This window comes from Helicobacter sp. (genome assembly GCF_029067145.1).
Taxonomy (GTDB): Bacteria; Campylobacterota; Campylobacteria; order Campylobacterales; family Helicobacteraceae; genus Helicobacter_D.
Map to the genome: position 1 here is coordinate 1 of NZ_JAIEFA010000057.1, position 14,133 is coordinate 14,133.

Sequence of the window (14,133 nt, forward strand, 5' to 3'; positions counted from 1 at the left end):
CTTTTTGTGTTTGTGGTATTTTTGCATTTGCATTCGTATTTGTTTTTACATTTTCATTTGTTTTTAAAATTTGTTTATCCAAAAGCATTTCCTGCTTGGGCATACTTTTAAGTTTTATTTCTTGATTACTTTCGTCCTTTTGCAAGCTAATTTTTTGGATATTGAGCTTTAAATCCTCTGCAACCTTATTCAAATCTTTTAGAGTTTTTACCTCTTGCGTTTGGGTTTTTGAAAATTCCAACAAATCCCTCGCACTTTTTAAAGTTGTCTTTGCAGGCAAAGTATCCAAAGTATCCTTTGGATTATTTAAAATATTTATTTTTGCATTTTTATTTTGCGATTCTGCGAATTTTTTAGAAAGATTGTATTTTTCGTCTAAACTTTTTAAAATATTACTTTGTTGGTTGTTGTTTTTAGAAAATTTATTTAATTCTTGCGGAATCTCTTGGGAATTTTGGGTTTTTTTGGATTTGATATCCGATTTTTTCGCATTTTTATCCATACTTAAAAAATTAAAAATTTCAGCAAATCCTCCACTTTCACTTTCGCTAACATTTTGAGCATTTGAAGTTTTGATAACACTTTTTTGATTGACTTGTTCAATATCTATTAAAGGAAGCATAGACGCACCTTTCTCTTAAAATTTAAGTTGAATTACTAAGGTATAAGCAAAAGCCATTCCAAAGATTTTTGATTATTTTTTTAGATTGTTTTAGTTAGAATCCACACCTAATTTTAATCTTAAGGAAAACAATGCAAGAAATCAGAAATATTGCGGTGATTGCGCACGTAGACCACGGAAAAACAACCCTAGTAGATGGACTACTTAGGCAGTCTGGAACTTTTGCAAACCACGAGCAAATAGATGAACGCGTGATGGATAGTAATGAGATTGAAAAAGAAAGAGGAATCACGATTCTATCTAAAAATACTGCAATCAATTATAAAGGAACAAAAATCAATATTATTGACACTCCCGGACACGCTGATTTCGGAGGAGAAGTAGAACGCGTCTTAAAAATGGTTGATGGCGTATTGCTACTCGTAGATGCACAAGAGGGAGTGATGCCACAGACAAAATTTGTCGTCAAAAAGGCACTTGCGCTTGGAATCCGACCGATTGTAGTTGTCAATAAGATTGACAAACCCGCCGCACAGCCTGACCGCGTGATTGACGAAGTGTTTGATTTGTTTTCGGCAATGGGAGCAAATGAAGAGCAACTAGATTTCCCCGTAGTTTATGCCGCTGCGCGCGAAGGATACGCGATAAAAGAATTAGAAGATGAGAAGAAAAACCTAGAACCGCTTTTTGACGCGATTTTAGAATATGTGCCTCTGCCAAGCGGAGAAAGCACAAATCCTCTACAAATCCAAATTTTTACCCTTGATTATGATAATTATGTGGGCAAAATTGGAATTGCTAGAATATTCAATGGTAAGATTAAAAAAGGCGAAAATGTAATGCTCGCAAAAAGCAATGGCGAAAAAGTAACGGGCAAAATCACCAAACTGATTGGATTCTATGGCTTGGCTAGAACAGAAATTGACGAAGCCAAAGCGGGAGACATTATCGCTCTTGCAGGATTCCATTCTATTAATGTTGGAGATTCCATTGTGGATATTGACAATCCGATTCCGCTTGACCCTATGCACTTAGAAGAGCCGACGATGAGCGTAAATTTTGCAGTCAATGATTCTCCTTTTGCAGGATTAGAGGGCAAACATGTAACAGCAAACAAATTAAAAGAGCGGCTAGAAAAAGAAATGCAAACCAACATCGCAATGAAAATTGAGGAACTAGGCGAAGGAAAATTCAAAGTCAGCGGGAGAGGTGAATTACAAATCACGATTCTAGCTGAGAATTTACGCCGAGAGGATTATGAGTTTAGCATTTCGCGCCCAGAAGTCATCGTCAAAGAAATTGATGAGGAAAAATGTGAGCCTTTTGAATCCTTAGTTATTGATACGCCTCAAGATTATGCCGGTAGCGTGATTGAAAAACTAGGGCGTAGAAAGGCGGAACTAAAGGCAATGAATCCTATGGGAGAAGGTTATACACGACTAGAATTTGAGATTCCAGCGCGAGGACTCATTGGCTATCGGAGTGAATTTTTAACCGACACAAAAGGGGAAGGAGTGATGAATAATAGCTTTTTAGAATTTCGTCCCTTTAGCGGAAACGTGGAAACAAGAGGCAATGGTGCGCTTATCTCAATGGAAAATGGAGAAGCAACGCCCTTTTCACTAGGAAATATCCAAGAAAGAGGGGTTTTATTTATCCCGCCACAAACCAAAGTTTATGTTGGTATGATAATTGGCGAACATAGCCGCGAAAACGATTTAGATGTGAATCCTATCAAGGCAAAACATTTAACCAATATGCGTGCAAGCGGCAGTGATGAGGCGATTAAACTCACGCCACCAAGAGATTTAAACCTAGAAAGAGCATTAGAATGGATTGAAGAAGATGAGATTTTGGAAGTTACTCCAAAAAACATTAGAATCCGCAAAAAAATATTAGACCCGACACAAAGAAAAAGAAAAAGTAAATAAGAGGAGAATCTATGCTAACTGTCATTAAAAGAAATGGACGCATTGAACCACTAGATGTAACCAAAATCCAAAAATACACGCGCGATTCTGTTGTGGGGCTAGAAGGTGTTTCGCAAAGTGAATTAGAAGTAGATGCGAAGTTGCAATTTCGCGATAAAATCACTACACAAGAGATTCAACAAACACTGATTAAAACCGCTGTGGATAAGATTGACATTGATTGTCCTAATTGGAGTTTTGTTGCAGCAAGGCTTTTTCTTTATGATTTATATCACCGCATTAATGGCTTCAATGGCTATAAAACCTTGCGTGAATACTTAGAACTAGGCGAAAATGAGAATCGCATCGTCAAGGGAATGAAAGACAAATTTGATTTGGAACGATTGGACAAAAAAATTGATACAAGCAGAGACTTGCAGTTTAATTATTTGGGTATAAAAACGCTTTATGATAGATATTTGCTAAAAGACAAAAAAGGTAATCCCATTGAATTGCCACAACATATGTTTATGGGAATCGCTATGTTTTTAGCCCAAAACGAACAAGACCCAAATTTTTGGGCAGAGCAATTTTATGATTTACTCTCCAAATTTGAAGTAATGGCAGCCACTCCTACGCTTTCAAATGCCAGAACTCCCCGTCATCAACTAAGCTCTTGCTATATCGGAAGCACACCAGATAATATTGAAGGGATTTTTGATTCTTATAAGGAAATGGCACTTCTAAGCAAATATGGCGGTGGAATCGGTTGGGATTTCTCCAAAATTCGTGGGCTTGGAAGCTTTATTGACGGACATAAAAATGCAGCGGGTGGAGTGATTCCATTTTTGAAAATCACAAATGACATTGCCATTGCAGTAGATCAGTTAGGCACAAGAAAAGGTGCGATTTCGGTTTATTTAGAGCCGTGGCATAGTGATATTTTTGATTTTGTGGATATTAAGAAGAATAGCGGGGAAGAAAGGCGCAGAACGCACGATTTATTCCCAGCACTTTGGATTCCAGACTTGTTTATGAAAAGAGTGCAAGAGGACGGCTTGTGGAATCTCTTTGATTCGCTCACTTGTTCGGATTTGACTAATCTTTATGGCAAAGCGTTTGAAGCCCGCTATGTTCAATATGAGCAAGACCCAAATATCCCCAAAGAAACGATTAAAGCAAAGGATTTATGGAAAAGAATCCTCACAAATTATTTTGAAGTTGGTTCTCCTTTCTTGTGTTTTAAAGATAACGCAAATTATGCAAATCCAAACCCACATACAGGAATCATTCGTAGCTCCAATCTCTGCACAGAGATTTTTCAAAATACTGAACCCAATGAATGTTTTATCCGTGTGGAATATGAAGATGGAACGATTGAGGATTTCCCAGAATATCAAGAAGTCATTACAGATTGTGGAATCAAAAAACCCTCCAATAAAATTACTTCCATTGACAGCATTAGAGGTAAAAAGGTTTTCATTGCGCAAAGAGAATCTAGTGATGGTAAAACTGCGGTGTGTAACCTAGCCTCCGTCAATCTTTCTAAGATTCATACTAAAGAGGACATTGAACGCGTTGTTCCTATTGCAATTAGAATGCTAGACAATGTGATTGATTTGAATTTCTGCCCAAATCGTAAAGTCAAGGTAACAAATCTTAACAATCGTGCGATTGGTTTAGGTGTAATGGGCGAAGCGCAAATGCTAGCAGAAGCGCGCATTGAATGGGGAAGCGACCAACACTTGGCAAAAATTGATGAAATTATGGAGATGATAAGTTACAATGCAATCCAAGCAAGTTGTCATCTCGCACAAGAAAAGGGAGTTTATAGTGAATTTGTCGGTTCAGAATGGTCTAAAGGAATCTTTCCGATTGACAAGGCAAATAATGAAGCAAAAAAACTCATTGACCGCGGAGGGCTTTTTGGATTCGTTTATGATTGGGATATTTTGCGCGAAGAAGTCAAAACCAAAGGGATTCGCAATGGCTATTTAATGGCGATTGCTCCAACAAGCTCTATTTCCATTCTCGTTGGCACGACACAAACGATTGAGCCAATTTATAAGCGCAAATGGTTTGAGGAAAACCTAAGCGGCTTGATTCCTGTTGTTGCTCCAAATTTGAGCTTGGATAATTGGAATTATTACACCTCTGCGTATGAGATTGACCAACGCTTACTTATCAAAGCCGCTGCGATTCGTCAAAAATGGATTGACCAAGGACAAAGCACAAATATTTTTATGGCTTTGAATCTCGCAAGCGGTAAATATTTAAATGAAATTTATATGCTAGCGTGGAAATTGGGCTTGAAATCCACTTATTATTTGCGCTCTCAAAGCATTGAAGCAGAAAACAACACAGACGCAATAGACCGCAGCATTGAATGTGAAGGTTGCCAATAAGTGAAAAAATCTTATTTAATTGATACTTCAATTATTTTAGATGATGTGGAGAATCTCTTTTTTCTCCACCAAAATGGGGAAAATGCAATTTTTATCTGTGATGTTACTTTAAGTGAATTGGACAAAAAGAAAGATTTAAGCAATGAAACAGGATTCTTTGCGCGGGAATTTTTTAGAAATCTAGGAGATTTCGCTTCCACTTCTTCATTTAATCCTGTGGAAAATGATAAAATCCACACATTTTATTTTACAATTCATCAGCAAAAAATTCCGCTACAAATGATTCATAGACCCAATTATAAAACCAAATTTCAAGACTATGGATTAAACGACGCGCGCATTTTGGAGATTGCCAAAGATTATCATTTTGTGCTACTCACAAACGATATTTCTCTCAAAGTCTATGCGCTTTCGCTTAATCTTTCTTCGCAATCTCTTTTGAGAGATAGAATGGAGAATCCTCAAGCCATTGAGTTTTTGAATCATTTTCAAATCCACAAAAGCAATATCAAAGAAAATCTTGAGCGCAATGAAGCATTTGCTGCACTCAAAAATTGGAGTTTGATTGAGATTTCCGAACAAGACAACACCGAAAACAGCCTCTACCTCACAGGCAGAAAACATTACGGCATTAAACTAGACAATAGCTTTTATCCTTTGGATTTTGATGCGCGCTTAGAAGAGGATAAACTCTATATTAATCCGATTAACTTAGAGCAAAAATTTCTTTACGCACTTCTAACGCACCCCAAAAACAAAATCACAATTTGTAGCGGCGCAACAGGAAGCGGCAAAACACTCATTGCTTTACAAGCAGGATTGCATTTGCTAAAAAAAGGCGTCGTCAATGGAATCGTGTATCTGCGCAATACTATCACCGCAAACGATAAAGAGGCAGAACTTGGATTCCGCAAAGGTGATGAAAATCAAAAATTGCATTACTTTATGTATCCTCTTTTTAGTGCAATTAACTTTATGATTACCAAAATGCAAAAGGAATCTCTAGCCAAACGCATTGAATATCGCGGAGAAGCAAACAGCATACAAAGTCAAGAAGCCACAGAATATTTCTTGAACAAACACAACATTGAAGTGCTAGATATTGCCCACGCACGCGGAGTAAGTATTGCTAAGAAATTTGTCATTTTTGATGAGGCGCAAAATGCCTCTAATGCAACCATTAAGCTAATTGGCACAAGAATGGCAGAAGATTCTAGGATTGTCTTTTTGGGCGACCCTATGCAGATTGACCACCCTTATCTTAGCAAGCACCGCAATGGACTCATTAGCTTGCTGAAAAAAGCAAAACAAGATGATTTTCTTGCAGGCATTGTTTTGCATCAAACGATTCGTAGTGAGATTGCTAGCTGGTTTGAAGAAAATTTCTAAAATATCTTAACTGCGATTCTAGCATTTGTCATTGCAAGAAGTTACAAAACTTCATTGCGCGCATTGGCGACTTACCCAAACTTGCGAATACCTTGCATACAAAAACTTCACGACAGAATCGCAGTAAAAGCTATTCGCTCTTGTGGGATTCTACCTTGTCCAAAAAAGTTTGCAAATTCTCCAAATTAGCCTCTAGTTTCAATTGCACACCCTCTTGCAAAAATTCTTTTTGCACAATCTGAATATCAAGTTTTTTAATCCAATATTCAGCTTTAGAAAATGCGCTAAAAGGAATCTTTATCGCAAGGGATTCTTGAGGAATATAAAGCTGCAATACCCCCTGCTCCTTTGCCTTTTCTATTACATCTTTTGCACCTTGCGTGTAAGCTCTTACAAGTCCGCCTGTGCCAAGCAATGTGCCTCCAAAATAGCGCACCACTAACAAACCGCATTCTATTAAATCATATCCACGCAAAACCTTTAAAGTAGGCATACCCGAAGTGCCTTTAGGCTCTCCATCGTCGCTAAAACTCTCCTCAATTTGTCCCTGCGGATTAAACTTGCGTGAGGAAGTTACAAAATGCACGGCTTTGGGGTGTTCTATACGCATTTGCACAACAAATTCGGTGAAATGCTTGATTGCAACTAAATAAGAAAGAAACTCTGAACCCTTCACTTCAAAACTAGATTCTACAATCCTTAAAGGATAATATAGGCTAGTCATTATCATTTAATACGCGCTTGAGATTCCCTTCTGCAAAACTCACAATTTTATTTCCGATAGAATCCAAACCAACAATCTCACAAATTGCCCCTTTCGCAATAGCTTGTTTGGGCATACCAAAGACAACACAGCTCTCTTCATCTTGCGCAATCGTATAAGCTCCATTATTATAAAGCTCTTTGATTCCTATGCTTCCATCGTCTCCCATACCCGTCATAATAATCGCAAGAACATTTTTACCTGCAACATTATTTACACTGCGAAACATCACATCTACGCTTGGACAATGACGTGAAATACGAATCCCTTCTTGAGGTTCGGCATAATAATCATTATGTATCCGCTTCAAAATCATATGTAAGCCACCAGCTGCTAAATAGGCACAAGAATCTTTCAAAATGACTTTTCCACGCACTTCATAAACATCTAGCTCAGAGATTCTATTAAGTCTTTGAGCAAAAGAAGTAGAAAAGTTGCCTGGAATATGTTGCGTAATCACAATAGGAGGTAAATTGCGTGGTAGGGTTTGTAAAATCTTTGCAATCGCATCGACTCCTCCCGTGCTTGCACCAATAGCAATTAGCTTTTTGCCCTCTCCTTTGTAGGGGTCAGACTTCAACAACAAATCTGGATGATGTTTTTCATTTACATTTGTCAAGCTAATCCATCACTTTTACAAAGATATTTTTTCCTAAGCGATCCACCTTAGGAGCAAGATTTAAAATATTTTCTGAATGCCCAAGATATAGCGTCCCGCCAATTTTCAGATGAGAAAATATTTGACTTAAAATCCGCTCTTGGTCTGAAACCTTAAAATAAATCAACACATTGCGACAGAAAATAATATCAAATTCTTTTATCCCAAAAGGATATCTTGAATCATAAAGATTCTGCTGTTTGAAAGTCAAAATATTTTTCAAATTTGACTTTGCGTCCATAAAAAGCTCGTGGTCGTTTTTGTGTCTTATATCAAAATAATCTTTCAAATCTACCCAAGTCGGTAAAGGATTCAACTTGGTATTTACGACATATTTACCCTTTTTGGCAAAATCCAACACCGAAGTATCAATATCAGTCGCAAGAACACTCACAGGAGTGCTAGAGCAATAAATTTCTTTTGCATAAAGTAAAGTTGTTGCGATAGAATAAGGTTCTTCACCCGTAGAACTAGCCGAACAATAAACTTTTACTGGCTCATTTTCCTTTAATCTATGTGGCAAGATTCTATCTAACATATCCTCAAAATGGAATCCCTCGCGAAAGAAATCTGTTTTATTTGTCGTAAAAGCATTGACAAATTCCTGTTTAAAATGCCCATGCGTGACTTGATGAAAAAAACTATCAAAATCCTGAATATTAAATTTGCGTTTTAGTATATCCAAACGATTTTTAATAGTAGAATCTTTGCTAGTCGGCAAGTAAATTCCTGCGATTTTATAGATAATTTCTCGCGCCTTATTAATATCGCTGTTGTTAATATTGACAGACATTCTTCCTCTTTAGTTTAAATTATGCTGTTTTTTATAGGCTTCTTGCCATTTTTGTGAAGTCAAAGTATCGGTTACTTGCCCAATATTTTGGTATTGTTGATAATAATCTTCCACAAAAGCTCTTATTTCTGATTTTATAGGTTTATAATTTCCTTCAGAATCTTTTAGGACATAATTATCCAAAAAAACTTTTGCATCTTGCTTGTTTAAATAAGTTACAATCAACCGATTATAAACATTCAAATATTGCTTTTTTAGAGCTTGCATTGTAGCTTCATTAACTTTAACCTCTAATGCTGTTGTTTCAAAATTGCCTTTATAATGTAAAACCCCTGCACCAAATAAAACTTCTAAGTGGATTAACCCCTCACAATAATAAGGCAATACTTCATCTTCTTTCATCCACGCAATCAAACCTACCGCACGTGCAATAGTATTAAAAATAAGCTCTTTTAGCAAGGGCTGATTGGGGGACAAAAAATAATAGACAAGCCCGCCCATTGTCGCCTTAAATTCTTCTATATTTTTAAATTGCCCGCTTGCATTCATTTTTAATTCACTATCTGAACTTACCCATAAAATATGCCCAAACTCGTGCCCAATCGTCGCAATCTCATACACTTTATACCAATTCTCTTTTTTAAAAAACAATAATTCCCTATTAAAATCCAAAAAATCTTGCGGAAAAGTCTTAGAAGTTAGAAGCATAAAAGGCTTAGCCATAGATAATTCGCGCACTCTATCGGGAAAATAAAAAATCTTTTTGCCATATTTTTTGCTAACTTTTTCATCATTTGGCACGACTTGCGCACTAAAAAGCCCATTTAGCTCTGCTCCATAAAAAAGTGCAGGTAGCCCACCATAACTTTGTGTTTTAAGCAAAGATTCCTCTACGCACGAATTAATTTCTTTTTTATATTCGGTATGGGGAGCTTTAGAGCTGTAAAATTGATAAAATTTCAACATAGATTCTTTGGAAATTTTACAATCCTGCTCTTCTTGAGGATTGAGCAAATCAACCCCATCGTAAATTCTAGCAATACGCAAATCCCATTCAGGAGCAACAGCCTTTCTAAAATGGTCTTCATAATATTCTAAAGGATGTCCAATCTGCAAAGGAGTAGAAATCGTCATCCAAGCTTTATCTACAAGTCTCCAAGATTCCAACAAACGACTCGTGTTTGTTTGCATTAAGGCGGATTTTAAGGTTTTTAAATAATGCAAATGTGCGTTTTTTTGCTCTAATTTTGGTAAAACTTCTGGGGTTTTTTCCAAAGATTCAATCCCTACATCAAAAGCCTTTTTTAATTCTTCAAACTCTTCTTTAAAAAATTCCGCATACGCCACAGCTTGATAGATAGAATCCTTAAGTACAGGCACAGAGTAGCTTCTATCTCCTATTTCATTTTCATTAACTAACACATCTTTTTGTGTCGGGAGCTCTTTTAAGGTTTCTTGACTTAAAATATTTTTTAAAGAAAGTGTAGAAGTAGAAGAAATCTCCATACTAGGCTTTAAAACTTCTAAGATTTTTTGTAAATCCTTATTGTATTTTTGATTTAATTCACGATTGATTCCCAAAATCAAATCCCTCTGCCAAGCCATAAAAAATTCATTAAAACATAAGCCTATCTTATGAACTGCTTGAATTAATGCCCGCAAAAATGGACTTAAAAGCCGCTCCTTTGTGATATATCCCAACAATAATTGATGTTTTTCCATATGAAAATTACAAGTGATTTTTAAAAGCTGCATTCTTAGGCTGATGATTTGTTCCTCTTGCATTTCAAGCTTTTGCAAGACATTCATCAAAGGAGCTTCCTGCAGTGCTATTACGCGGTCTAAACAAGCAAGTAGAGATTCGCGATTGTGTGGAATCTGCACAAAAATACTTTCCAAAAAATGCGGAATTTTATCTGTTTTGATAGATTCATAAAGTGCGTTTGTCTGCTTGTTTTGTGCCTCTATACGTTTATAAACTTTTGTAATATCGTGCAAAACATCCGCTTCTGTCATTTTTACTCCTTACTCTGCTGTGCTTGCTGCCTTTTTGTGTTCTTTGATAATTTGATATGCTTGATTAATGGTTTGTAACTTTTTGGTGGAATCCTCCATAATAGACTGCTCCAAACCCTTGTGATATAAAATATCTGGGTGGAATTGGCGCACGAGATTCTTATAGGTTTTTTTAATATGTTCCATACTATCTTCTTCGCTTACACCTAAAGTAGTATAAGCTTCTTGCAAAGTAGAATCTGCTTGTTTTTGAGTATAAAATTCTTCAAAGGCGTCATAAAGAGTATTAAAATCTTCATTATTAATCTCCAAATAAGCCGCAACATCTAAAATAATTTCGCGCTCCTCATTCCCTAGTTCGCCATCTGCATAGGCAAGAGCAAGCAAATATTCTACCAATTTTAAGCGACTTTTGTATTGTCCTTTGGTAAGTGTTGCATAGCTTTGAGTTAGGGATTCCACACTTTCATTAGTAGAATCAAAAATTTTATGCAAAATTTCTAAAATTTCATCTTTTTGATTCATCGCACTTTGCAAACACAACGCATCTGCAATATCCTGTATGGTGTTTTCCATAAGCTCTAGCTCTAGCTCACACACTTTGCCATCACTTTGAGCAAGTTTGGATAAAAGCGCGACAATCAAGCCATATTCACTCTTTGCAATCTTTTCCTCTCTGCTAAGGCTAGAGATTTGCTCTTGATTTTTGTATGGATTTTGATATTCGCTTAATTCACTATCCTTTTCTTTATTGTTGATTTGAGGACGTTTTTGTGGGTGATTAAGATAATCTCTAAAATTAATCATTGCAATGGCAATAATGACAATCGTAACAAGCAGTAAAATCTCCATTCGCAATCCTTATTTTGCAAAAAACCCTTTAAGCTTATTTAGGATTCCACTTTCATTCAAAAATCCCAATTCTGCAAGCTTATGTTTAATCTCCGCAATTCCATTATTATCTGCCTCTACCTCTACGCTTTGGCTTGCAATATCTACGCGCAAGGAAGGATATTTTTGCAAAAGTGCTTCATTGATTTTTTTAACACATCCTTGACATTTGATATTTTGACATTGTATTTTTTTCATAATTTAAATTTCCCCAAGTTTTGATGTGATGTGGTGGGCCCTATAGGACTTGAACCTATGACCAATCGGTTATGAGCCGAGTGCTCTAACCAGCTGAGCTAAGGGCCCTTTTTGAAAAAGAGGTATGATTATACACAAATTTATATCTAAAGGCAAGTAAATTTTCTAATACAGCAAAAAGAATCATAAAGGTAATAAAGCTGCTGCCTCCATAACTAAATAATGGCAATGGAATCCCAACCACAGGTGCTAGCCCAATCGTCATTGCAATATTCACTCCCGAATAAATAAAAATCAACAAGCCTATACAATAAGAAATCATTTTTAAAAAATAGTCTTTTTCATTTTCATAACTCATAGAAAAAATATGAAAAATCAAAGAAGCATAGAGAATAAACAATCCAACCGAGCCCACAAAACCGAATCTTTCTACAAAGTAGGGAAAAATAAAATCACTTGTTGCAATGGGCAAAAACTTATATAATGCCTGCGTGGCTGCTTCTTTTTCCTTTCCATAGATTCCGCCTGAACCTACGGCAATCATTGCTTGTTTGACTTGATAATCTGGCTCTTTGGAGATGAAATCTACGATTCTTTTTTTCTGATAGTCGTGCAGATTCGCATACAAAATGGGAGACAAAAATAAAACGCCAATCACTAAGGTAAGCCAAATCTTATAATTTACCCCGATTAAAAACAATGCGCCAAAGCTCATCAGCAATAATACAAGTGCCGTTCCCAAATCAGGCTGTTTTAAAACCAACAAAAAAGGCAACAAAATCAAAAAAGAAAGCTTCAAAAAATCTAGCAACTTATAGCCATTTTTAGGAGGTGGCTTTTTATCCACATAGTAAGCTATCATCAAAATTAATGCAGGTTTCATCGTCTCTGAAGGCTGGAAAGTGAAATGGATAAAAGGAATCTCAAGCCACCTTTGCGCGCCCAAACGCGTATCTCCAAAAAACTCAACCAAAACCAAAAGCGCGACATTAACACAATAAAAGCCAACGATAAACCACGGGATTCTACGCACAGGAATCAAAAATACCACCGCAAAAATCAATAATCCCACGCCGACATAAACTAAAACTTTATTGCCCAAAAATTCGTTGTTTTCGTTAATTAAAAACCAAGAAAGCAGAATAATTGGAGCAATCAATAAAGGCAAAGTATAATCAAAATATGCTAGAATCTTGCGGTTAATTTTAAACAAAAGACAATCCCAAAAATAAATATGCGGTAATTTTAAGGATAATTTTAACATAATTTTTAAATAAAGATTCTATAAAAAATGAAAAAAAAATCACATCTTGCTTTTGCCTATGATTCCTCCTCTGTTTTTTTGAATCCAAATTCTACTTGCGAGGATTCTAAATCCCAACAAAAACAGGATTCTATTTCTTACCAAACGCTCATTCCTAACGCCGATGAAATAGGAATCCGAGCAGATATTTTTCTCGCTAAAACACTGCAAATCTCACGTTCGCAAGTAGAAAAACTTTGTGCGAACAAGCAAATTTTGCTCAATGGCTCTCCTCTTACCAAACTTGGAATCCTTTTAAAAGCGCAGGATATTTTTACTTTTCAAGAGAGAGTCAAGCCTCTTTGCGATTCTACAAATTCTCAAACCTTTGAGATTCCAATTCTCTATCAAGACGAGGAGTTATTGATTTTGAATAAACCCGCTGGATTAATCGTCCATCGTGCAAATGTGCAAGATGAACAATACACGCTTGTAGATTGGCTAAAACAAAAAAAATTTTCACTTTCTAATCTTGGGGATTCCTATCGCGCGGGCATTGTGCATAGATTGGACAAAGGCACAAGCGGCGCAATCGTAATTGCAAAGACAAATTTCGCGCACGAACATTTAAAATCACAGCTGCAATCGCGTCAAATGGGACGCTATTATCTTTGTGTCATTGATAAAGCATTGAAAGAATCGCAAATGGTGGATTCTCCACTAATACGACATTCCAAAAATCGTTTAAAATACACTACGACAAACAAAAATAATCCCAATGCAAAATCCGCTAAAACCGCGTTTTTTAAAATTTCCTCCGCACAAAATGAAAAATTGCGTTATGAACTCATTGGAGCAAAGCTTTTTAGCGGGCGCACGCACCAAATCCGTGCGCATTTGAGTAGTTTAAATCGTCATATTTTAGGCGATTACTTTTATGGTTATACAAAAGATTCTCACTTCAATGGATTTTTAGAAGACAGAATCTTGCTTCACTCTCATTTACTTTATTTAAACCACCCAAAAAATGGCGAAACTTTGCATTTTTATGCCCCGCTTTTTGAGGATATGCAAGACTTTTTAAAAACCCATTTTTCTTTAGAAAACTATCAAGATTCCTCTAATAATCTGCTTTTTCCGCTTGAAAGTCTTTATCATTCTGCTTTTTTTATGGATTCTATTGTGTAGATTTTCTTTGTAAAATTATTAATTCTCCTTGAAGAAATCTTGCACTAAATTATATAA

The 14,133-nt window shown here is 36.2% G+C and carries 12 protein-coding genes and 1 tRNA gene; 4 read left to right on the top strand and 9 right to left on the bottom strand.

Annotated features, from left to right (window positions below; all coding sequences use genetic code 11):
• Positions 1-622, bottom strand: a 622-nt coding sequence (locus K2N75_RS06030) for a hypothetical protein (protein WP_300120157.1), incomplete at its 3' end; no start/stop codon positions are given.
• A gap of 131 nt (positions 623-753) precedes the next feature.
• On the opposite strand from K2N75_RS06030, the gene typA reads away from it, so the two are divergent.
• Genes typA through K2N75_RS06045 form a run of 3 tightly spaced genes read left to right on the top strand, consistent with a single transcriptional unit; the run spans position 754 to position 6,326 of the window.
• Positions 754-2,553, top strand: a complete 1,800-nt coding sequence (typA, locus tag K2N75_RS06035; protein WP_297681095.1) for a translational GTPase TypA — start codon at positions 754-756, stop codon at positions 2,551-2,553.
• An 11-nt stretch (positions 2,554-2,564) separates the two neighbouring features.
• Positions 2,565-4,937, top strand: a complete 2,373-nt coding sequence (locus tag K2N75_RS06040; RefSeq protein ID WP_297681097.1) for a ribonucleoside-diphosphate reductase subunit alpha — start codon at positions 2,565-2,567, stop codon at positions 4,935-4,937.
• Positions 4,938-6,326, top strand: coding sequence for a PhoH family protein (locus K2N75_RS06045; RefSeq protein ID WP_297681099.1), 1,389 nt, complete (start codon positions 4,938-4,940; stop codon positions 6,324-6,326).
• Positions 6,327-6,456: 130 nt separating this feature from the next.
• Here the strand turns inward: K2N75_RS06045 and K2N75_RS06050 are convergent, their stop codons facing one another.
• From K2N75_RS06050 to K2N75_RS06085, 8 genes are all read right to left on the bottom strand, one after another.
• Positions 6,457-7,056 carry a YigZ family protein gene (locus tag K2N75_RS06050; protein WP_300120158.1) on the bottom strand — a complete coding sequence of 200 codons (600 nt, stop codon included), beginning with the start codon at positions 7,054-7,056 and terminating at the stop codon, positions 6,457-6,459.
• Positions 7,043-7,708, bottom strand: coding sequence for a CheB methylesterase domain-containing protein (locus tag K2N75_RS06055; protein WP_297681103.1), 666 nt, complete (start codon positions 7,706-7,708; stop codon positions 7,043-7,045). The genes K2N75_RS06050 and K2N75_RS06055 overlap by 14 nt, the downstream gene beginning before the upstream one ends.
• Before the next feature lies 1 nt (position 7,709).
• Positions 7,710-8,540: a CheR family methyltransferase gene (locus K2N75_RS06060; protein WP_297681104.1), complete on the bottom strand. Its 831-nt coding sequence runs from the start codon at positions 8,538-8,540 to the stop codon at positions 7,710-7,712.
• A gap of 9 nt (positions 8,541-8,549) precedes the next feature.
• Complete coding sequence (gene ciaB / locus K2N75_RS06065; protein WP_297681106.1) at positions 8,550-10,556, bottom strand: invasion protein CiaB; 2,007 nt, start codon at positions 10,554-10,556, stop codon at positions 8,550-8,552.
• 9 nt (positions 10,557-10,565) lie between these two features.
• Positions 10,566-11,408: a TerB family tellurite resistance protein gene (locus K2N75_RS06070; RefSeq protein WP_297681108.1), complete on the bottom strand. Its 843-nt coding sequence runs from the start codon at positions 11,406-11,408 to the stop codon at positions 10,566-10,568.
• A 9-nt stretch (positions 11,409-11,417) separates the two neighbouring features.
• Positions 11,418-11,645, bottom strand: coding sequence for a heavy-metal-associated domain-containing protein (locus tag K2N75_RS06075; protein WP_297681110.1), 228 nt, complete (start codon positions 11,643-11,645; stop codon positions 11,418-11,420).
• Between the two features lie 31 nt (positions 11,646-11,676).
• Positions 11,677-11,753 (bottom strand) — tRNA-Ile (locus tag K2N75_RS06080).
• Entirely contained in the window at positions 11,731-12,858 is a 1,128-nt protein-coding gene (locus tag K2N75_RS06085; protein WP_297681111.1) for an FtsW/RodA/SpoVE family cell cycle protein, read from the bottom strand. Before K2N75_RS06085 ends, K2N75_RS06080 begins: the two co-directional genes overlap by 23 nt.
• A gap of 78 nt (positions 12,859-12,936) precedes the next feature.
• Here K2N75_RS06085 and K2N75_RS06090 point away from each other — a divergent pair, with 78 nt between their 5' ends.
• Positions 12,937-14,076, top strand: a complete 1,140-nt coding sequence (locus K2N75_RS06090) for an RluA family pseudouridine synthase (RefSeq protein ID WP_297681112.1) — start codon at positions 12,937-12,939, stop codon at positions 14,074-14,076.
• Positions 14,077-14,133: the final 57 nt, after the last annotated feature.

Bases quoted from the DNA above. Each gene is read 5' to 3' on its own strand.
- typA (WP_297681095.1), top strand. From the start codon at position 754: ATGCAAGAAATCAGAAATATTGCGGTGATTGCGCACGTAGACCACGGA.
- K2N75_RS06040 (WP_297681097.1), top strand. From the start codon at position 2,565: ATGCTAACTGTCATTAAAAGAAATGGACGCATTGAACCACTAGATGTA.
- K2N75_RS06050 (WP_300120158.1), bottom strand. From the start codon at position 7,056: ATGATAATGACTAGCCTATATTATCCTTTAAGGATTGTAGAATCTAGT.
- K2N75_RS06060 (WP_297681104.1), bottom strand. From the start codon at position 8,540: ATGTCTGTCAATATTAACAACAGCGATATTAATAAGGCGCGAGAAATT.
- ciaB (WP_297681106.1), bottom strand. From the start codon at position 10,556: ATGACAGAAGCGGATGTTTTGCACGATATTACAAAAGTTTATAAACGT.
- K2N75_RS06070 (WP_297681108.1), bottom strand. From the start codon at position 11,408: ATGGAGATTTTACTGCTTGTTACGATTGTCATTATTGCCATTGCAATG.
- K2N75_RS06075 (WP_297681110.1), bottom strand. From the start codon at position 11,645: ATGAAAAAAATACAATGTCAAAATATCAAATGTCAAGGATGTGTTAAA.
- K2N75_RS06090 (WP_297681112.1), top strand. From the start codon at position 12,937: ATGAAAAAAAAATCACATCTTGCTTTTGCCTATGATTCCTCCTCTGTT.